Here is a 20,779-nt window from a genome sequence, read left to right on the forward strand (position 1 = left end):
CGTGCATGCATGCAACGCAATACAACATACTTCCGCCTGATCAAATACGCCCTGCTGCCCGCCATGCTGCTGGCGTCGTGCAGCAAGGGCTTCCTGGAGCTGACGCCCAAGGGCAGGCTCATCGCAAAAACAACGGCGGAATATCAGACCCTGCTGGCCAATTTCGACCTGGAGGTACTCAACACAGCGGATCCCATGGCCCAGATGGGCATGGGCGACGAACTGGCTGCCGCCAGCCAGTATTTCAATGTATCCGAGCTCCGTACACAAAGAGTGTTCGGGTGGGAAAACGATCTGTATGACCCTGCGGAAGATGCGGGGGAAATAACGGCGCCCATGTCGAACATCTATCTATACACCAAAGTGGTGAACGAAGTGATGCAGTCTGAAGGAGGCACCGAGGAAGCAAAAAAATCCGTACAGGCGCAGGCCAAAACAGGCCGGGCCTGGATGTACTTCCTGATGATCAATTATTTCGGGAAACCCTACGTGGCCACGACGGCCGCGACGGATCCCGGCTTCCCGATCGTTCCCGCCGCCGATGCCACGATCACCGATTTCACCAGGGCATCGGTGCAGGAGGTATATGATTTTATCGTGAAGGATCTTACAGACGCTTTACCTCATCTGCCGGACCAGATCACCAACCGGCACCGCCTGTCAAAAGCCGCGGGAGCGGCCATTCTCGGGAAGGTGTACATGTTCATGGGCAGATTCGGCGAAGCGTTGCCGCATCTCAACACCGCGGTGGCCGGCTTTGCGGCTTCCGCTTTTCCCGTTACGCTGTACGACTACAATGTCACCTTTGCGCCGGGAGGGGTGTTTTTGCCGATAGGCCCAACCGGCCCCACTTACCCGGCGGCGAACCTGAACCCGGAGAATGCCTTCATCAAACAGACGCTCAACAACTGGAACCTCACCAGCAACGACATCCTGATCAGTCCTGAAACGATGGCGCTGTTCGGCGCTTCGGATCTGCGGCTGAAATTCTATTCCAAAACACCTTACCCGACCGGCGCCGCCTTTCCTGCCGGCATCCACAGACGGACCGGGCCGGGCCTGATACAGCAGGGCGTCATCGTGCCGGATGTGATCCTGCTGCAGGCTGAATGCAAAGCAAGGCTCAACGACCTCGCCGGCGCCCAAGCTGCCGTGGAAACGTTGCGAAAGAAACGCATGCCCGCTGCCGGAGCGGCGGTGCCGGCAGCTGTTGCAGGTAACCAGCAGGCCCTGGTGAAATACATCCTCGAAGAACGCATCCGGGAGTTCGCCGGGCAGGGCTTCCGCTGGTTCGACATGCGCCGGCTATCTGTAGACCCCGTGTATAAAAGCACGGTAGGGTACACCCACAAAGTGTATGGCCCGGCCGGCGAAGTGACCGCCAGCTACACCCTCCGTCCGGAACGGTTCGTACTGCGGTTCACGCAGAAATTAATGGACCAGAACCCCGGTATGGAAAACAACCCGTAGCACCGGTACAATCAACCCGTTAAAAAATCAGGCAGATGAAAAAAACAATTGCAACAATCATTTTACTGGCGGTCTTACCGTTTGCCGCCATGGCCCAGGCATTTACCATAAAAGTAAAGCTGCTTGAGGGGACCGGGCCGCAGCTCAGGCTGGCCTACAAAACAGGCGATGGTTTCACAATAGATTCGTCCCGCAACATAGAGAACGGATGGTATGTATTCAGGGGAAGCACGGATGAAATCAAAATCGCTACCCTTACGGTGGTGGATAAAGCCCCTGCCGCCACCACAGGTAAAACGTGGACCATCCCGGCCGTTTTATCATTTGTGCTGACGAATGAGGAGATCGTTATCCGGGGAGACGCGAAACGCATTTATATGGCGGACGTGAGCGGCGGTGTCGCGAACAGCGAATGGGCCCCTATCAAACCGCAGCAGGCCGGCATCATGGAAGAGCTCTACATGGCTACGAAAGCGTTGTATGAACAGGGAGACAGTGCAAAAAAGGACTACATAAAAACGCTGCAGGCCAAAAACACCGGCCTCAAACGGCAGTTCATACAAACGCGGCCGGATGCCTTCATCAGCCTGTACTTTTTGTATACCATGCAGCATAGCATGCCCTTTGACAGCCTGGATGCCATTTATGCCGGGCTGTCTCCCCGGTACAAAACCACCACCGTCGCCAAAGACCTCTCGGAAAGAATTACCGCCATCAAGGCCACCGCACCCGGCAGGCCGGCCATAGAACTGAAGAGAAAGGACATGCAGGGCAACCTGGTAACACTCTCTTCGCTGAAGGGGAAGTATGTATTGCTCGACTTCTGGGGAAGCTGGTGCGGGCCCTGCCGTAAAAGCCATCCTCATCTGAAGGAGGCGTATCAAAAGTACAGGAGCCGGGGATTCGAGATCGTGGGAGTGGCCCATGAGCGCAGCAAAGACCTGGAAGGCAGGCGAAAATCCTGGCTGGATGCGGTAAAGGCGGACGGTATCGGCTGGGTGCAGGTACTGGATGAAGACGGGTCCGGAGAGGATAATATCGTGGAGGCCTATGGCGTATCCGCATTCCCCACCAAAATACTGCTCGACAAGGAAGGCAGGATCATCACCCGCCTGGTGGGCAACGACCCCAAAGAACTGGATACCGCACTTGAGAAACTCATGGGAAAATAGCCTATGTGTACCCCCCGAACAGGCATTTACCAAAACCCTTTATAAAACAAAAATCTATGAGATCGAATTCCACACAACGAAAACAACTTGTCCGAACATTACCCAGGCTGGCGGCAGCAGGTCTAACCCTTTTGCTGACGGGCACCGCCGCCGCACAAACGGTGCGCACGGCGGCCAGCGCTTCGCAGCTGACCACGGCCATTGCAGCGTCGGCCCCGGGCGACACCATTGTGATGACCAACGGCACCTGGACCAATGTTTCCATTAACTTCAACGCGACGGCCACCGCCACACAGGCCGTGGTGCTCCGCGCGCAGACGCCCGGCAAGGTGATACTGAACGGCAATTCCAGCCTCACGTTCTCCACCCCGTACCTCATTGCGAGCGGCCTCTGTTTCAAAGGCGGCGCTTTGACCGGTGGCGCGATCGTACGCTTCAGTTCCAATTATTGCCGGCTCACCAATTCCGCCATCCTGAACTACAACCCGCCATCCCGGTCCACGAGTTATTACTGGGTCAACTTCGCCGGTTCCAACAATCGCGTGGACAGCTGTTACTTCACCGGCAAGAACCACCATCAGCCCACTATCGGGAACGAGCCCACCAATTGCAGGTACAACAAGGTAGACCACTGTTACTTCAAGGATATGGGCGGATCGGGCAACGGGTCGGAGATATTCCGCATCTGGGGTTATGGCAGGAACGAAGAGCTGGGGACCGACGGGGCGTTTTTTACCGTTGAATACAACCTGTTCGATGCCGCAGACGGCGAGGGTCTGGAAATGATATCGATGAAATCCAACAGGAACATCGTGCGTTATAATACGATCAAAAACACCAAAGGTGAAATAACGGTCAGGAGCGGCAATTTCAATACGATCGAAGGCAACTTCATCCTCGGCGGCAACAAGGAAGGTTCGCGTGGGATCCGCGTTGTTGGCCAGCACCACCGGATCATCAACAACTATATCGAAAATGTAAGAGAAGACGCCATCGTATTGTATGCGGGAGAATACATCGATTCTTTCCTGACGCCGGATTACAAACCCATCCTGCGGGCCGGAACGCCGCTTGGCCGTGTGCCCGCCTACGGGCCGGTTAAAAATGCGCTTATCGCGCATAATACCATTATCAATCCCGGTGGAGACGGTATGGAGATCGGCGCCGCCTACAAAGTAAGCTGGCCTACCTCTCAGCGCGTAATGCTGCCGGAAAACTGTACGATCGTCAATAACGTGATCGTCAAAAACGGCGGGATAGCTATTAAAAGCCCGGTACAGGACGTAAATCCACCGCTGGACGTCTTTAATTTCCAGCCGAATATTTACGAGGGCAACGTGATCTATGGCGCCACGCTCAGCATGAACCCCGCGCCGGCAACGGGCATCACCACGATGAACCCGCTGCTCGCCATCACGAACGGGTTGTACAGGCCTTCTGCCGGCAGCCCTTTGATCAATGCAGCGCCGGGAACATATGCCACGGAAGACATGGACGGGCAGCTTCGCGATAACAACCCCGACATCGGCGCCGATGAGCAGTCCGGCCTGCCCGTTATCCGGAAGCCGCTGACTCCCGAGGAAACGGGACCGCAGTGGATCGACGAAATCGTGGATGAAAAGTACTATCCTGACATTACCGACAACGGTGGTGTCATTACGGCGCAATACGCCAACAGCGGGAATCCCGCTGAAAGTTTTCAGAGCCTCATCGATAACAAAACCACTACCAAATATTACATTTCGGGCAGAACCGCCCTCTGGGCGCAATATCAATCCAGGGTGCCGGCCACCATCATCCATTACACCATCACATCGGCCGGCGATGTGGTGGGCCGCGATCCCAAAAACTGGGCATTGCTCGCGTCCAACGACACCATCTCCTGGGATACGCTGGACGTCAGGACGGATGAAACATTTGCCTCGCGCGGCCTCACCAAAACCTATACCATTGCCGATACCGCCAGCTATATTTTTTACCGCCTCGTGATTACCGCCAATAACGGCAGCAGCGGTATCCAGTTCGCCGAATGGGAGCTGTGGCAACCCGCAAGGCCGGAGCCCGAGCCAGAACCGGAAAACCCCTTCGACCTCACCGACAATAAAGGAACGATCATCGCCCAGTACGCCAACGTCAGCAAACCATCCGAGAGTTACCCCAGCCTTATTGACAATAACCCCGCCACCAAGTATTATATCAGCGGGAAAACAGCATTGTGGGTGCAATACAAGTCGACCATTCCCGCCATACCGGTGTCGTACACGATCATGTCCGGTAATGATACCCCGGCGCGCGATCCGAAAAACTGGAACCTGCAGGCTTCGATGGACAGCATTACATGGGACACCCTCGATACGCGCGCGGATGAAATCTTTGCTTCCCGGAAACTGTTCAGGACCTTCACCTTTGAGAACACCACCCCTTACCGGTATTACAGGCTCAACATCACGGCCAGCAACGGCGCTACCGGCATACAGTTTTCGGAATGGGAAATCTACCAGCGTAAAACACAGACCATCGAATTTGCCGCCATTCCTTCAAAAACCTACGGCGACGAACCTTTTGAATTGACTGCCAGTGCCTCATCCGGACTGGAAGTTGAATTTGAGGTAGTTTCCGGGCCGGCTACCTTCGACGGTGCGCTGCTGACCATTACCGGTGCGGGAGCAGTAACGGTGAAAGCCATCCAATCAGGCGACGCTAATTTTTTCCCCGCTGAACAGCAGCAAACATTTACCGTTCAGCAGGCCAGCCAGCAGCTGACGTTTGCGCCGGTTGAAACAAAAACCTACGGCGATATGCCTTTTGTGCTGTATGCCACCGCCAGCAGCCAAATAACCCCCGTGCTGTTCGAAATAGTGTCCGGGCCGGCCACGATCGCCGATTCGGTACTGTCGATCACCGGTGCCGGAACAATAACGGTGCGCGCCACCCAGACCGGCAATGAAAACTTCCTGCCGGTATCTGCGGAACAATCCTTTACCGTCGACAAGGCTCCACAGACCATCACATTCGCCGGCATCGACCCTGCACATGCAGACGGACAGATCGCGCTTTCCGCGACCGCCAGTTCCGGCCTGCCTGTCAGTTATTCCATCCTGTCGGGTCCAGGAACGATCACCGGCAGCACGCTTTCATTTACGGGCGAAGGCACCGTAGTGGTGCGTGCCGCACAGGCTGGCAACGACAATTACCAGGAAGCGGCCCAATCAGACAGGGCGGTACTCGTATATGGGTATGATGAGAAAAAAGACGGCATCAAACTAAGGGTGTCCCCGAACCCGACGCATGGCCTGCTGAAGGTGAAACTCGACAATAAAGACCATAGCAAACAATATGTGCTGCATATCTACGACCGGAACGGCTATCCCGTTGAATCGACCATTATTCAAAGAAACGACCAGAAGTTCGAGATCGACCTCGACATCTCCGGTTGCCAGACCGGCATCTATTACCTGTATGTTACGGATGGCGAAAAAACATTTGTAAAGATCATAGCGAAGGACTGATCATTTCCTATACTTGTGGATGAATAAAAAAGCAGGGCTTTATATGCCCTGCTTTTTTTATCGCCTTCCGGCATACCCGTATTTTCAATGCCGCTCACAAAAGGCGGTGCATACGCCAGCCGTGTTACACCGGAGGGTATCCTCCGGTTTCAGCTAACATCTGCCGGTGGCGGCCCCTGCCAGGCAGGATACATCACTTCGCCGCCGCCTTCTTCACATACCGGGCGGGAGCCAGTGCGGCAGGCGCCCAATCGGTGAACATGCCTTCCACTTTCTTTTCGTCGTAGGAGTCTGCAGACTCCAGCAGGGCGGTATTCTGCGTGTGCAGGCGGTTGCCTTTCGCATCGAGGATAACGATCACGGGAAAACCGAAGCGCTGCGGGAAACCGAGCCCTTTGAGCACGTCGAGGTTTTCGTTCTCTTTGCTGTAATTCAGGTGATATACGACGTAGTTTTTCTCCTGCGCCTGTTTCAGCTGCGGGCGGTCGTTCACGAACTTGTACAGGCGTTTGCACCACACGCACCAGTTCCCGCCCACCTGTAACAGGACGTGTTTGTTTTCGCGCTGCGCCTGTTTGACGGCGGCGGCGATATCCGCTTTCGCATTCGCCTGCGGGTTATAAAAATCAGGCACTTTTTCCGATTGCGCTTTCAGCGCGGTAGTAGCTCCCAACAGCAGGAGCGTGGCAATCAACATGTGTTTCATGGCTGGTTCAGTTAAGCGCATTAAAATACGATTATTTTATGTGTTGGGGAAAATCCTTCACCGCCCCGCCGGAAGCTGCTACACCCTTCGCCTGTAGCCCGGCGCGCCCGCTTCCGGATTTCTGCTGAAACTTGCTTAAATTTGGCCGGTTTATCATTACCGGCAATAGCAATGGGTTATAAAAGCTTACACGACTGTATCAACGATCTGGAAAAGAATGGTCATTTGATCCGCATCAAACAGGAGGTGGATCCGTACCTCGAAATGGCGGCGATCCACCTGCGGGTGTATGAGCACCAGGGGCCGGCGCTACTCTTCGAAAACGTAAAAGGCAGCAGGTTCCCGGCAGTGTCCAACCTGTTCGGCACGCTCGACCGTTCCAGGTTCATGTTCCGCGATACGCTCGAGAAGATCAAAACGCTCGTGGAGATCAAAGGCGACCCCGTAAAGGCCATCAGACATCCCTTCAAATACCTGCACGTAGCCGCCACTGCATTATCGGCCCTGCCGATGAAAACCGGCAAAAACGCGCCCATCAGTTTCGGCCGCACCAGCATCGGCGAATTGCCGCAGATCGTGAACTGGCCGATGGACGGCGGGCCTTTTGTGACCATGCCCCAGGTGTACACCGAAGATCCGGACAAACCCGGCATCATGCACGCCAACCTGGGCATGTACCGCATCCAGCTCGGCGGCAATGAATATATACAGAATGAGGAAATCGGCCTGCACTACCAGCTGCACCGCGGCATCGGCATCCATCAGACGAGATCGAACGCCAAAGGGCAGCCGCTGAAAGTGAGCATTTTTGTGGGCGGGCCGCCGTCGCACCCCTTGTCCGCCGTGATGCCGCTGCCGGAAGGACTGTCTGAAATGACATTCGCCGGCGCGCTGGGCAACCGCAGGTTCCGGTATTTTTACGACGACGAAGGTTTTTGCATTTCCGCGGACGCCGATTTTGTGATCACCGGCACGGTGATGCCGAATGAGAACAAACCCGAAGGGCCTTTCGGCGATCACCTGGGGTATTACAGCCTTACACATCCTTTCCCGCTGATGAAGGTCAGCCGCGTCTATCATAAGAAAAACCCCGTATGGTCGTTCACCGTAGTGGGCAGGCCGCCGCAGGAAGACACCAGCTTCGGCGCGCTGATACACGACATCACCGGCAACGCCATCCCGAAAGAAATACCCGGCGTGCATGCAATACATGCCGTGGATGCGGCAGGGGTGCATCCGCTGCTGTTCGCCATCGGCAGCGAACGGTATACGCCGTACCTGAAGGAACGCAAGCCGCAGGAAATACTGACCATCGCCAATCACATCCTGGGCAGCAACCAGCTGAGCCTCGCCAAATACCTGTTCATCTGCGCGAAGGAAGACGACCCTTCGCTGCATGTGCACGACGTCGAAAAATTCATGATGCACGTGCTCGAACGCTTCGACCCGGCCCGCGACCTGCATTTCCAGACCAATACCACCATCGACACCCTCGATTATACCGGCAGCGACCTGAATGCGGGCAGCAAGGTGACCATCGCAGCTGCGGGCGGCAAACGCCGCGAGCTCTGGCGTGAACTGCCGCCGAACTTCAGTCTGCCGCGGCCCTTTTCACATTTCAAACTGGCCATGCCCGGCGTGCTGGCGGTGGAAGCCCCTGCATATCCGCAAGACGGCAACACGGCGGAACAAATATCCATCCTCAACGATCATCTCAAGAACGAACAGACGGACGGCCTGCCGCTGATCGTACTGTGCGATGACGCGGGCTTCACCGCGGAGAATAGCAGCAACTTCGTATGGGTGACGTTTACGCGGAGCAACCCTTCGCACGACATACACGGCGTCAACAGCTTCATCTCCCACAAACACTGGGGCTGCCGGGGGCCGCTGATCATCGATGCCCGCATCAAGCCGCACCACGCACCGCCGCTGATCAAAGACGCGGCAGTGGAAGCCAGGGTAGATGCGATGGCGAAGAAGGGGGGCGTGCTGCACGGGATTATCTGACATCTGGACATACAGGCGGTATGTTTACCACCGAACAGATTAATGGGGTACGGGCAAGCCCGCAAAGCAGCCTCTATAAGGGAATGCGTTGCAGACCGGCCCCATCGGGCTAAAGAGCGTCTTGTTTTATTTTTTGCCCAGCGAAGTGGACCGGACGATGTTGTGATACAGTCTTTGCATCAAACGCATGTCTTTGGTGATGATCAGAGCCTGGCCCTTCAAGCCGTTCTTGAACGGCAGGTTCCTTTGCTGGCTGGTCAGCAGGCCCTGGTCCAGGCGAACCGTTCCAATGAAGAAAGAATCTACCGCCACGTCGGAAATATAATTCAGGCGGCCCGAAACGAAGCCGGCCTCCTCATAGGGATAGGCATCAAACCGCAGCTGTACCTTCATCCCGGTATCCACCTTGCCGAAGTTCTTCTGGGACATCTTCACTTCCACATAATATTGCGAGCCCTGGGGATTGACATAGGCCAGCAGTTTCCCCTGTTCAACGTACCGGTTTGGCTGCAGCGGCAGCACAAATACGACCTGGCCGTCGATGGGCGCCCGCAGGGTATAGGTCCTCATCCATTCGTCCACGCCGCTTTTCAGCGTCTGGAGCGCCTGCCAGAAAATCTGCTGCTGCTGAAGCATATCGTGATCCAGCTGGTCTATTTCCTTCTGTTTGTCCCGTATCTGGCTTTGTTTGCCGATGATGTTGACGTCGGCCTGGGGAAGCACCATCTGGCTATTGAGCAGCTTGCTCTGTGCCTGCCGGTACTCTTCCGTCGAAATGACTTTGTCTTTGTACAGCCGTTCATTCATTTCGAAAGTCTTTTTCGCGATCTCATTTTCCTGCAGGGTGAGCCCTTTCTGTTCGGCTATCTTTTTGGTGGCGTCCTGCAGCGATGCGATATCGTCGTGCAGCATGTTTTTCTTCCGGTCATAAAAACCGTTCACGAGATAGTCGTTATACTGCTGCAACGCGGTGATGAACGTCTGATAGGCAGCCTGCACCTCCCCGAGATTGTGAAAGCGTTGTTTGAACAGCGCGGGAATGGATCCGGGGCGGTTCTGTTCCAGCGCTTCGATGGTCTGCGCGATGGTCCCCGAAAGGCTGATGACTTCTGCGGGCGCGGCGGTGCTCTCCAGCCAGCCGATGATTTCGCCCTGTTGGACGGCCTGGTTGTTCTTCGCGAACAGGGCGATCAGTTTTCCGCTTTGTTTGGCAACAATTTCCTTGGGTGCATTGTCGCCGGTGAGAACGGCCGATCCCTGCACGATATCCGGGTATTGCACAAACCATATTCCCGAAAGCAGGATAACCAGAATGCCCAGAAAGGCCATCAATGCCCATTTTTCAATGAATCCCGGTTCCCGGCTGATGATTTCCTGGGTAATCTCGGATCTGTCCTCGAAATTACCTTTCTGGGTGGCCGATTCCAGGTCCTGCGCTGATAAAAGTGTCTTATTATGCGGGTCCATACAATGAAGTTTTATCCGTTTCCGAGTTCCAGCTGATTTTTGACCAGTTCGTAATATCTTCCCTTTAAGCGGGTCAGTTCGGCGTGTGTGCCTTCTTCCACAATTTTTCCGGCGTTCAGCACCACTATCTTGTCTGCATTCCTGACGGTACTGAGCCGGTGGGCGACCACCACCACGGTTCTGCCCTGAAATACTTTGCCGAGGTTCTCGACGATTTCCCGTTCGTTACCGGCATCCAAAGCGTTGGTCGCTTCATCCAGGAAGAGGTATTCGGGGTTTTTGTAGATGGCCCGGGCGATCAGGATGCGTTGTTTCTGACCCTGGCTGACACCGGTGCCTTCGGCGCCCAGCTTGGTATGATAGCCGTTCGGCAGCGATTCGATGAAGGAATGAATGTTGGAGATCCTGCAGCTTTCCACCAGCCGGTCGTATTCGATTTCATCAACACCCACCGCGATATTCCTGGCGATCGTGTCGTTGAAGATGTAGCCGTCCTGCAATACCGCACCGCAGTTTTTCCGCCAGGCGGCGTGGCCGATGAAGTTCAGCTTCGTACCGTTCATATGGCCTTTAAAGTCATCGTGGGCGCCTATCCTGATGGTACCTTCGTAGTGATCGTACACTTTCAGCAGGAGTTTGACCAGGGTGGTTTTCCCCGAGCCGCTGGCCCCCACAATTGCCGTGATTTTTTTTCCCGGAATGGCCAGGTTGATGTCTTTCAGAATGGGCTCGTTTCCCGCACCCGGATAAGTAAAGGTGAGGTTTTCGAGCTGGATGCCCGTTTGCTCCGGCAACCGCTGCAGATAGTTTTTGTCTGCCGGCTCTTCATCGTTCAGCTGGTGAATTTCATTCAGGCGTTCCATGCTGATCCGGGCGTCCTGGAAATTCTGGATAAACCCTACCCATTGCTGCACGGGGCCGGTCAGCTGCCCGATGATATACTGCGTTGCCAGCATCGCGCCCAGCGTCAGCTGCCCGTCGATAACGAGTTTGGCAACGATAAAACTCGTCGCGATCCCCTGTACCTGGCTGATCAGCGTTGCGCCGGCCTGTTGTACCTGGCTGTAATTGAGGTTTTTGAAATTCAGTTTAAAAACGTTCGCCTGTATGTTTTCCCATTCCCAGCGTTTCTGCCTTTCCGCATTGTTCAGCCGTATTTCCTGCATGCCCTGTATCAATTCCAGGGTGGAATTATTTTCTTTGGCGGAAAGATGAAATGTTTCATAGTTGATTTTCCTCCGGATCCGCAGAAACAGCTGGATCCACGTAAAATATACCGCTGCGCCCGCGCAGAAAACGAAAAAAAGCGTTGTGCTGTAAATGATCAGCACAACGGCATACACCAGGAATGTAAAAACGGAGAACAATGTATTGAGCGCCGTGCCGGTGAGGAAACCCTGTATTTTTTTATGATCGCCGATCCGCTGCAGCGTATCGCCGGTATGCCGGACGTCAAAATACGATACCGGCAATCTGGTGAGTTTGATCCAGAAGTCCGACAGTACCTGGATATTCAGCATGTTTGAAATCCGCAGTAAAAGGCGGTTCTGGATGAAACTCACGATGGTCTGGCTGAAAGTCAGCATCAGCTGGGCCAGCAGGATGATCACGACATACTGGAGGTTCTGCGTGGAGATGCCGGTATCCACGATACTCTGCGTCAGGAACGGGAACACGAGCTGCATGAGCGAGGTGAGAACCAATGCGAGGAACACCTGGAAGATCTGCCAGCGTGCCGACTGCAGGTACCGGAAAATGATGGACCAGCTCAGTTTTTTTTCTTTCTCGCCGCTGCTTTCATAAAAGGCCGGCGTAGTTTCCATCAACAGCGCAACCCCCGTGTCGAGCTCGCTTTGATTCTTCGAAGAAACCCAGTGCTTTTCAAATTCGGACGGCATGAATTTTATCATTCCCTTTGCGGGATCGGCCACCGTCAGGCTGCGGCCATTGGCTTTCGTCAGCACAACAAAGTGATTCTGGTTCCAGTGCAGAATGGCCGGCAGGGGGACCTGCCGCAGTTGATCGAAGGTGATCTTCACACCGCGTGTCCTGAACCCGATCCGTTCGGCCGTTTCACTGATACCGAGTAATGAAACGCCTTCTTTATTAAACCCTGTCATGTGACGCAGGCTGTCTGCAGTATAGTGCCGGCCGTGATATTTTGCCACCATGCGCAGGCATGTTGCACCGCAATCCATGGCATTCAATTGTCGATAGTAAGTGTGTTTACTCATAAGTACGTGTCAATACATCTATGTTAACAAAAAGAGCAGGCGACGGGTTATTAACGTTCTAAATTTAAGATAGTGGTGATACTAAAAGTATAAAAAATCTCAACCGTGAAAAAAAAATTTTCTTTTTGAATTCTTTTTCTCTATCTTCATTTTAGTGTTCAAGCGACACGTTGTATGATAGGACTTTGAATCATAGAAGAATGTTAGCCATTGACTAGTAAGACGCCCAGAAAACTCCTTATGACCCAAAGCCTCAAAATGAATTTCTGTCTGTTTAATTTCTTGTTAATCTAAATCAAATCAGTTATACCATGAATTGTTTATGTAGTTAGCCGTACTGCCAATGTAATGCATGTCAATCGTATCCCCTTGGAAATGAGCTACCTGACTGTATTGTAGTGTATGATATAATAGCCCACAGGAAATCAAGATGCAGAGAGCCCAAATCACCCAATTTGTAACGTGGAGATATCGTTGAGAAACGGGCGGCCATGCCCATGCCTCAATGAACGGTTCAGTTCCCTCATGCAGGCGAGGGAAGCGGGCCGGAGAGCGCATGAAGCTGTTGAAGCCCAAACTTCACGACATCCAACGCATGTTCGGTAAACATTGCAGGTGAATTGATTCGAAAACCTCAGCAACGCCGGCTGCAATATGCCGATGCAAATCGCTGTGCCGTTGTGCGGCAAATTTCCCCGTGAGCATCAGATATAAATGTCAGCAGCTATTGGAGGATCACCAGCCGTTCGGCAGATGAATGAACATCCTGCTGCAGGGAGAGGTATGCGCGCAAAACATCCGGCATTGAATAAAAAAGGAAAGAGAGCATATTAAACACGTTCATCCATGACAAACATTTTCAACAGGCCGCTATTGACCAGTGAACCAACAGGAGGCTGCATTACCGCGCACATTATCCATTGATTGGAAATCCATACGATATTTTTTCTTTTTAAACTCGAGTAACAAAAGGAGAAATATTCTTTATCAACTGATAAAGTCTCATTCATTAACTTCAAAAACTTCACAAAATGAAAAAGTTAAAACTGAAAGATTTAAGCAAAGACGAAATCATCTCAAGAGAAAAACTGAACAGGATCGTTGGCGGTAGCGCCGGCGCCGGTGATACTACCTCCGTTGGTGACTCTACCTCCGTAACGGGAGAAGTAGGTTTCACTACGACCATTAAAGAAACCGAGACGATCGAGGAAACTGAATCAGATCCCGTGGCCTGATAAAGTGAATCATCACAAAATTTAATTAACCAATGGGGGGATTAAGAAGCCATAAGCCGCATTTGAACCAACACTTCTGTAAGCCAGCCGTTTTCAACTATGATACCCGCCGGACCCATGAAGAAATCCCGTTCATCCCAGGTGAGCGCTTTTTAATCACCCCCATTTGAAAACTTTCAGCATGGTCGTTATTTTCGGAAGGTTAGACGACGCCTCCACCACCTTTGTAGCGGAATGGATCCATTCTTTTGGCAAAGAATACGTCATCCTCAATACGGATGACGAGCGGGGGCAGTTCGTACGGTACAGTTCCCCGGAAAAGGCATTGGTCTTTGAAAAAGAATCGAGGACGGTGAACCTGCTCGACGTGGAAAGCGTCTGGGTACGGAGGAACGGCATGTCGCAGAAGGCATTCGGCCGCCACCAGGAGGATATCAATCTGAATGTGTTCTTTGACAAAACGAACCGTGCGCAGCAGCATATCACCAAGGAAACGAATGTCCTGATCGAATACATTCACGACGCCGTCAGCAAAAACTGCGACAGGGTGCTCGGCGCCTACCGGCAGGGCGATGTCAACAAACTGGTCATCCTGGATATCGCCGAAAAATGCGGGTTGTCCGTTCCGGTCAACCACATCGTATCGAAGAAAAGCCAGATAGCCGCACTGTTGAAACAGGGGCGAAAGCTGATCACCAAGCCGCTGAGCCAGGGTGTGTACGCGTTTACCGACACCATTGCCTACTTTTCATACGTGGAAAATATTACGGAGAAAAACCTGCGGGACATCCCCGATACTTTTTTCCCGTCGTGGCTGCAGGAAAAGGTCGAAAAAAAGTACGAACTGCGGGTTTTCTACTTCCTGGGAAAATGTTACAGCATGGCCATTTTTTCCCAGGAACATGAAGCGACCAGTACCGACTTCAGGCGATCGAACGACGAAACGCCCACCCGGCACGTTCCCTTCCAGCTCCCCCCGGAAGTGGAGGGCAAGATTACCGACCTCATGAACGCCATCCACCTGAATACCGGCTCCATCGATATCATCGTGGATGTGCATGACAATTATGTTTTTCTCGAGGTGAACCCCGTCGGGCAGTTCGCCATGACATCATACCCCTGTAACTATTACCTGGAAAAGTTAGTAGCCGGGTATTTATGTGAAAAAAATATTGGATAAATGAAAAAGTTACCAAGGTTCAAAACGCTCAGGCTGGCAGACCCGCAAAAGAGGAATCTCCCGGTTTTCTTCAACTTCGTTTCTTATGTGGAACACCCCAAGAAAACCATCAAGGCCTTCCACTATAACCAGGAACACCAATACTATGTGAATTATTTCGACAGTCAGAAATTACTCTCAAAAATCATCCGGTATGACGAAAAATGATTTGCCGCCGGCAAAGTACTTTTACCTGTTTGCGGATCTCCTCGTAACAAAAGGTTTCACACGCACCCTGATCACCGACACCTCCAGGCAAGCCCTGCATTTTATCGACAACTCGTACTATGAGGCGCTGATGCTGTGCAGGCATCATACATTGGGAGAGATCGCCGGTATGATGGAGGCGGAAGAGGATGTAACGTTATTCCATACGTTCATCGGTGAAATGCTCGACAGTAAAATGGGCGCGCTGGTAGACGACATTGCGCTTTTCCCGGAAATCGAGAAGTACTGGGACCATCCTTCGGTGATCACCAACGCCATCATCGACATCCGGGACGCCGCGCATGATTTCGACAAGGTATTCAGCGAACTGGACCAGCTGGGATGCGAATATGTTGAAATAAGGTCGTACCGGGAACAGACCATCGAAGAGATCGAGCGGATCCTGAAATTTTCTGCGCAGCGGAGAATCAAAAAGCTGTTTTTCCTCACCAGGTATTCTGACAAGCATACCGCCGGGGAGCTGGGCGCTTTGTTCTCCAGGTATACGTTCCTGGCGCTTACCCTCTATGCGACGCCGGCGGAGTGCATACCCGAACTGGAAAAATCCATCGAGTACGGCGTGGCATTTGTCAGGCAGGAGATCTCGTCGGCACAATGCTGCGGCAACATCAGCTTTGAAGGTTTCCAGGTGCCGAAAATAAAAAACATCATGGAGAACTTCCTCTATAACGGGTGCCTGAACAGAAAAATCAGCATAGACGAAAACGGGCAGGTGAAAAATTGTCCTTCGATGAAGCATTCGTACGGGCATATCGATGATATTTCACTCCGGTCCGTTGTGGACCGGGACGACTTCAGGTTGGTGTGGGGCATCACGAAGGAAAAAATCAGTGAATGCGCCGATTGCGAATACCGGTCCATCTGCACGGATTGCCGGGTATTCATAAAGAATGAAAACGATATCTATTCCAAGCCCAGCAAATGCAAATACGACCCGTACTCGGGCCGGTGGGCGTCGTAAGCGATTGTAAACTTATCCGTCAATTTAAGATACCGGCCATGATGCGGGACCTGTATATAAGGAAACTGGAAGATATTTTTAACCGGATTTACCTGGGTTATGGTAGTTCGGTGGAGCCATCCCTGGGATTCGGGGGCGGCGGGGTGCTGCTTTTTTTGTTATACTATGGTAAGTTATGCCCATCCGACCTGCTGATGGAATTTACCTATACCGTTGCGGAAAGTACCTTTAAAAAATGCGAGGATGCCAGGAACAGTGTGAAGGGAGCCTACTTTACGGGGGCGGCGGGCACAGTGGCGGCCTTCGAGAATATCACGGCGAACAGACTGCTCGACACCGATGTACATGAAGTATTCAGGGATGTTGACCAGGCCGTTTACCAGCGGATCACGAACTTCGATCTGCAAAAGCCCCGGCCGGGCGCGAAAGACGAGCTGATCGAATACGGCATATATATGCAGTGCCGGCAGAACAGCAGGCTGGCGCCCAGGGGAACGATCAATTACCTGCAGAAGGTGGCGGCGCTGATCAGTGTGGTGGATTATATCGGCCTGCTGGTAGACGGAACCGCAAACATCAATAGCAAAAACATCAACCGCATTTGTGCGTATCTGATTTTCCTGCACAGGGTGTCGCGTCAAAAGGTCTATCCCGAGATATGCGCAGGTATCATGCAGCGGATACTTGGCCTGGTGGAGCGCTTCCTGGCCGACAGCCGTAATTTGAAGCGGGGCATACCCACCTGCCTGGTATACGGCATTGCTGCCGTGCAGCCACGCCATACATCGCCCGCATTGACCGGTATCATCGATGCGAACCTCATCAATCCCAACCCGGCTGGCGGCCTTTTGAACAACATCGTCGACATCCAGCAACTGAACCGGCTTTACTGGTCTACGCAGGAGGCGGACTTCAGATCCAATGCGGCGTTGCAGATTGCCGCGCTGGAAGACCGGGTGAAAGGGAACCTGTCCCGGAAGGAAATGGGCCTGGCGGGGCTGTCCGGGCTCGGCCTTTGTATGTTGTCCTATCTCGACAGGGAATGCCTTGCCTGGGATAGTGTATTGTGTGTTTAATCAGATTACAATCCGGTATATATGATATACATATCTGCTCAGTCTGACGACCTGTATTTTTTATGGCAGCTGGAGGTACAGCTGGAAAATTTTGGCAGCCTGGGCATTCCTCCGGAGAACATCCACGTGTTGATCGGGTTCAATCCTGAAAAAGGGCTGAAACGGGAATACCAGGCACTGATCGCCGCAGGGCGGGCTACTTTTTTCACGTATGCCGATGAACGGGTGGTCAAAAATTATAAATCTTCCATCAGGCCGCACATCCTGAAAAAACACTTCAGGGAACAGGCTTACCTCGAAAAGGAAACGATCTTTTATCACGATTGCGATATCATTTTCAGGGAGCGCCTGAACGAGCAGTTCTTCGGGGAAGGCGATACCTGGTACCTGTCGAAAACACCTTACATCTCCTATAAAGTGCTCGAAAAGCATGGTGGACGGAAAATCGTCGACAAGCTGTGCAGCATCGTAGGGATCCCGCGGAGCGCGGTGGAACAACATGAGCCGCATACCGGCGGCGCGCAGTATGTGCTGAAGAACCTGTCGTATGCGTTCTGGGAAAAAGTGGAAAAGGATTGCGAAGCCATTTACAGCCAGCTGGTCGATTTTAACCTGAAACGCCAGAAGGGCCTGCAGGCATGGTGTGCGGACATGTGGGCCGTTCTCTGGAATGGCTTGTTATATGGCCATTCCCTGGAAGTTCATCCGGCGCTTGATTTCTGCTGGCCCAAGGATGCCAAAGAAAGATGGTATGAAACGAATATCCTCCATAATTCGGGGGTTTTGCATCACGAAGCCGATACCATCTTTTGCAAAGGCCTGTATCTGTCGAGCACGCCGTATTTTTCCAATTTCACCTACATGGATGAAAACCTGTGCTCCCGGCAGTACGTACATGTCATTGAACGTTTTGCGGCATCCATAAAAAGGGAGGACCTGCGGGATGTTACCTTCGTCTTTCCCGCAAGGATCGAATCCAGCGAAGATATCGCCACCCTCGACACGGTGACCCGCTATATCGCCAAAAATTTCAGGACGAACATCCACATCCTGGAAATCGATGACCTGTCCCGGATAAACAAAGATATATTCGTAAAGGAGACGCAGTTTTTTTTCTCGATGAACAAAAGGAGGGGAGCGGATTATGCCCCCTTTGTCAATCAGCACGTCGCCCAAATAACCACCCCGTTGATCTGTATCTGCGAGCCTAATTGCATCGTTCCGCCGAAGCAGGTGCTGGATGCAGTGAAGTCCATCCGGGAGTCCCGGGCGGATTTCTGTTACCCGTTTGACGAATTGCCGTTTATGGTGAGGCAGGACCAGGCGCACCGCTTCCAGGCGACACTGGACCATGCGAACCTGGGCACCCAAAAGGCCTCCATGCTGAGGGAGCACTATTATACCGGCTGGTGCTTTTTTGATAAAAACAGCTATGCTCAGGCCGGTATGGAGAATGAACGGCTCAGGACCTGGGGCATTTACAGCTTCATGGAACGGAACAAACGAATGCGCATACTCGGGTACAAAGAACTGCGGATCCCCGGTCCGTTTTTTTATATTGAAAAGTACATACCGCATATCCCGGAAGAATTCCGTATTTCGGATTTATCACGTAATTTAAACGAGTATGTCCGCATCTGTGGCATGAAAAAAAAGGAACTCGAAAACGATGTGGCTGCGTGGGCGGGATTAAATAAAACAGCGTAATATGAACATTCCGATGATGGTTGCCAGATGCCTGTTATGTACATTGATCAATACGTTTATCTGTCAGCAAATGTTTTCCCAGGATTTCAAGGCACATAAGAAGCAGGTAATTCAGGAGCTGGAGCAGGCCTTCGACCTGGATCAGGGTACCCGGAAGGAATTCAACGACTGTGTTTCGGCATCAGGCATGAAACATCCGGAATGCGTGCGGAAAAGACTGGCGATGGTCAGGCAGGACTCCATCAACCAGCAGATAGTATCGAAAGTGCTCGACCGGTATGGCTGGCCGCCTGCGGGGCAGATTACGGAGAAGGCGGGCAAGGCGATTTTCTATGTTATCCAGCATGCGCCGCTGGCGTTTCAGCTGAAGTATGCGGGGTTGGTGGATACCGCGTTCAAGCGGAAGGCCATCATTCCGCTGGAGTATGCTTTTTTTATCGACAGGTTGCGGACCAAACAAGGGATGGCCCAGCTGTACGGCACACAGCATGAAATGGACAACCTCGGGAACAGGTACCTGTACCCGGTGAAAAACTGGTACGAGGTGAATACCCTGCGGCAGCAATACGGCATCCCACCCCTGGATTTAAATGAAACGCCGGAGTACCGGCAATACCCGAAGGTTTTTCAAAATGATACGGTGGTGTTGATTGGCCATATCTACAAAGACGCCAATACCCCCATACCGGACGCAGCCGTGGTGATGGATTCCGTAGTGCTGGGCAAATCGAACGACAGCGGTTTCTTTATTGTCTGCATCCCGAAAAAGAAAGACGAAGATGTGTTTATCACCATCCGGCCCGATGCGGATAAACCCGAGGGCGTTCGTCAGGCCATCAGGGGCTCGAAAGAATTCTATCATATATACGTACAGTTCAAGTAAGGCTGCCCGGCAGCCGTTGTTTGCCAAAAACGGAAAAGATGATCGTCGTTAAGTTAGCGGGGGGAATCGGGAACCAGATGTTTCAGTACGCATTCGGAAGATACCTCTCCGTAACGTTCGGTTTTCCCCTTTTTCTCGACATCTCCCTCTATAAATTCAATCTTTCAAACCGGACCTTCGACCTGAATATCTTCCGGCTGCATAAAGATATCATGCTTACCGATCAGGACGGGGTAGCCAGCATGAGCAGGGGCAGGGCCACGTTTTACCTGAATGAGCAGTCTTTTCATTTCAACGACCTGATAGAACGGACGATCAGGGAAACTGCTGCCGCCGGAAAAGATGCGGTGTACGTCATTATCGGGTACTGGCAGTCTGAGCGGTACTTCGAAACGATAACGGGCGCCATCAGGAACGAATTCCGTTTCGCTGAAAAAACCGGGCGAAAGTTTCAGCAGCTGAATAAAAGGATATCGGGAGAAAATGCGGTGATGGTCAACGTAAGGCGCGGAGATTATCTGGAGCACCTGGATTATCATGGCGTTGTGAGCCCGGAATATATTCAGCGGGCCATGGCGCTGATCATGCAAAAGACCGACAGCCCCCATTTCTTCATATTCTCCGACGACATACCCTGGTGCAGGGAACACATCATGTTTTATGACAACATCACCCTCGTGGATGAAAAATATTACGATGCCCAATTCAGGGGTTACCTGGAGCTGATGACGAATTGCCGGCATTTTATCATCGCCAACAGTACATTTTCCTGGTGGTCGGCCTGGCTGGCGCCCAACAAGGAAAAGATCGTGATAGCACCTGAAAAATGGTTTGAAGCCCCCGGTGCCGACACGAAAGATCTTCTGCAAGAAGAATGGATCCGACTGTAAGCTATACCCCGG

Annotated in this window: 15 protein-coding genes; 12 read left to right on the forward strand and 3 right to left on the reverse strand. The window is 52.6% G+C overall.

The features are described 5' to 3' along the window. Window positions 1-9 precede the first annotated feature (9 nt). From EGT74_RS13635 to EGT74_RS13645, 3 genes are read left to right on the forward strand one after another with little or no spacing between them, the layout of a single operon-like run. Window positions 10-1,470, forward strand: coding sequence for a RagB/SusD family nutrient uptake outer membrane protein (locus EGT74_RS13635; protein ID WP_123847143.1), 1,461 nt, complete (start codon window positions 10-12; stop codon window positions 1,468-1,470). 35 nt (window positions 1,471-1,505) lie between these two features. Then, on the forward strand, window positions 1,506-2,642 hold the full coding sequence (locus EGT74_RS13640; RefSeq protein ID WP_123847144.1) for a TlpA disulfide reductase family protein: 1,137 nt from the start codon (window positions 1,506-1,508) through the stop codon (window positions 2,640-2,642). 56 nt (window positions 2,643-2,698) lie between these two features. Further along, complete coding sequence (locus tag EGT74_RS13645) at window positions 2,699-6,151, forward strand: chondroitinase-B domain-containing protein (protein WP_123847145.1); 3,453 nt, start codon at window positions 2,699-2,701, stop codon at window positions 6,149-6,151. A gap of 193 nt (window positions 6,152-6,344) precedes the next feature. Here the strand turns inward: EGT74_RS13645 and EGT74_RS13650 are convergent, their stop codons facing one another. Then, window positions 6,345-6,857, reverse strand: a complete 513-nt coding sequence (locus EGT74_RS13650; protein WP_123847146.1) for a thioredoxin family protein — start codon at window positions 6,855-6,857, stop codon at window positions 6,345-6,347. Between the two features lie 171 nt (window positions 6,858-7,028). Here EGT74_RS13650 and EGT74_RS13655 point away from each other — a divergent pair, with 171 nt between their 5' ends. Further along, window positions 7,029-8,867, forward strand: a complete 1,839-nt coding sequence (locus EGT74_RS13655; RefSeq protein ID WP_123847147.1) for a UbiD family decarboxylase — start codon at window positions 7,029-7,031, stop codon at window positions 8,865-8,867. 126 nt (window positions 8,868-8,993) lie between these two features. On the opposite strand, the gene EGT74_RS13660 is transcribed toward EGT74_RS13655, so the two are convergent. Further along, window positions 8,994-10,334 carry an HlyD family secretion protein gene (locus tag EGT74_RS13660; protein ID WP_123847148.1) on the reverse strand — a complete coding sequence of 447 codons (1,341 nt, stop codon included), beginning with the start codon at window positions 10,332-10,334 and terminating at the stop codon, window positions 8,994-8,996. Between the two features lie 11 nt (window positions 10,335-10,345). Continuing rightward, on the reverse strand, window positions 10,346-12,568 hold the full coding sequence (locus EGT74_RS13665) for a peptidase domain-containing ABC transporter (RefSeq protein WP_123847149.1): 2,223 nt from the start codon (window positions 12,566-12,568) through the stop codon (window positions 10,346-10,348). Between the two features lie 1,031 nt (window positions 12,569-13,599). Here EGT74_RS13665 and EGT74_RS13670 point away from each other — a divergent pair. The 8 genes from EGT74_RS13670 (at window position 13,600) to EGT74_RS13705 (ending at window position 20,767) form a co-directional block, all read left to right on the forward strand. Next, window positions 13,600-13,803, forward strand: a complete 204-nt coding sequence (locus EGT74_RS13670; protein ID WP_123847150.1) for a hypothetical protein — start codon at window positions 13,600-13,602, stop codon at window positions 13,801-13,803. A gap of 181 nt (window positions 13,804-13,984) precedes the next feature. Beyond that, on the forward strand, window positions 13,985-14,983 hold the full coding sequence (gwsG, locus tag EGT74_RS13675; RefSeq protein ID WP_123847151.1) for a grasp-with-spasm system ATP-grasp peptide maturase: 999 nt from the start codon (window positions 13,985-13,987) through the stop codon (window positions 14,981-14,983). Next, window positions 14,984-15,190 (forward strand): hypothetical protein, encoded by a 207-nt coding sequence (locus EGT74_RS13680; RefSeq protein WP_123847152.1) that lies wholly within the window; start codon window positions 14,984-14,986, stop codon window positions 15,188-15,190. It begins immediately after the preceding gene. Next, the gene (gwsS, locus tag EGT74_RS13685; RefSeq protein ID WP_123847153.1) at window positions 15,177-16,211 is read left to right on the forward strand and encodes a grasp-with-spasm system SPASM domain peptide maturase; all 1,035 of its coding nucleotides are present in this window, start codon (window positions 15,177-15,179) and stop codon (window positions 16,209-16,211) included. The genes EGT74_RS13680 and gwsS overlap by 14 nt, the downstream gene beginning before the upstream one ends. Further along, complete coding sequence (locus tag EGT74_RS13690; RefSeq protein ID WP_123847154.1) at window positions 16,172-17,287, forward strand: hypothetical protein; 1,116 nt, start codon at window positions 16,172-16,174, stop codon at window positions 17,285-17,287. The genes gwsS and EGT74_RS13690 overlap by 40 nt, the downstream gene beginning before the upstream one ends. A gap of 21 nt (window positions 17,288-17,308) precedes the next feature. After that, on the forward strand, window positions 17,309-18,994 hold the full coding sequence (locus EGT74_RS13695) for a hypothetical protein (protein WP_123847155.1): 1,686 nt from the start codon (window positions 17,309-17,311) through the stop codon (window positions 18,992-18,994). Between the two features lie 70 nt (window positions 18,995-19,064). Next, window positions 19,065-19,877 (forward strand): DUF6624 domain-containing protein, encoded by an 813-nt coding sequence (locus EGT74_RS13700; RefSeq protein ID WP_123847156.1) that lies wholly within the window; start codon window positions 19,065-19,067, stop codon window positions 19,875-19,877. Between the two features lie 20 nt (window positions 19,878-19,897). Then, window positions 19,898-20,767: an alpha-1,2-fucosyltransferase gene (locus tag EGT74_RS13705; protein ID WP_262697116.1), complete on the forward strand. Its 870-nt coding sequence runs from the start codon at window positions 19,898-19,900 to the stop codon at window positions 20,765-20,767. Window positions 20,768-20,779: the final 12 nt, after the last annotated feature.

Origin of the sequence: Chitinophaga lutea (assembly GCF_003813775.1) — a bacterium.
Classification (GTDB): Bacteria; Bacteroidota; Bacteroidia; order Chitinophagales; family Chitinophagaceae; genus Chitinophaga; species Chitinophaga lutea.

Coding starts and splice junctions, on each gene's coding strand:
- EGT74_RS13645 (WP_123847145.1), top strand. CDS start 2,699: ATGAGATCGAATTCCACACAACGAAAACAACTTGTCCGAACATTACCC.
- EGT74_RS13680 (WP_123847152.1), top strand. CDS start 14,984: ATGAAAAAGTTACCAAGGTTCAAAACGCTCAGGCTGGCAGACCCGCAA.
- EGT74_RS13665 (WP_123847149.1), bottom strand. CDS start 12,568: ATGAGTAAACACACTTACTATCGACAATTGAATGCCATGGATTGCGGT.
- EGT74_RS13690 (WP_123847154.1), top strand. CDS start 16,172: ATGCAAATACGACCCGTACTCGGGCCGGTGGGCGTCGTAAGCGATTGT.
- EGT74_RS13635 (WP_123847143.1), top strand. CDS start 10: ATGCAACGCAATACAACATACTTCCGCCTGATCAAATACGCCCTGCTG.
- EGT74_RS13640 (WP_123847144.1), top strand. CDS start 1,506: ATGAAAAAAACAATTGCAACAATCATTTTACTGGCGGTCTTACCGTTT.
- EGT74_RS13670 (WP_123847150.1), top strand. CDS start 13,600: ATGAAAAAGTTAAAACTGAAAGATTTAAGCAAAGACGAAATCATCTCA.
- EGT74_RS13655 (WP_123847147.1), top strand. CDS start 7,029: ATGGGTTATAAAAGCTTACACGACTGTATCAACGATCTGGAAAAGAAT.
- EGT74_RS13660 (WP_123847148.1), bottom strand. CDS start 10,334: ATGGACCCGCATAATAAGACACTTTTATCAGCGCAGGACCTGGAATCG.
- EGT74_RS13650 (WP_123847146.1), bottom strand. CDS start 6,857: ATGAAACACATGTTGATTGCCACGCTCCTGCTGTTGGGAGCTACTACC.
- gwsS (WP_123847153.1), top strand. CDS start 15,177: ATGACGAAAAATGATTTGCCGCCGGCAAAGTACTTTTACCTGTTTGCG.
- EGT74_RS13700 (WP_123847156.1), top strand. CDS start 19,065: ATGTTTTCCCAGGATTTCAAGGCACATAAGAAGCAGGTAATTCAGGAG.
- gwsG (WP_123847151.1), top strand. CDS start 13,985: ATGGTCGTTATTTTCGGAAGGTTAGACGACGCCTCCACCACCTTTGTA.
- EGT74_RS13695 (WP_123847155.1), top strand. CDS start 17,309: ATGATATACATATCTGCTCAGTCTGACGACCTGTATTTTTTATGGCAG.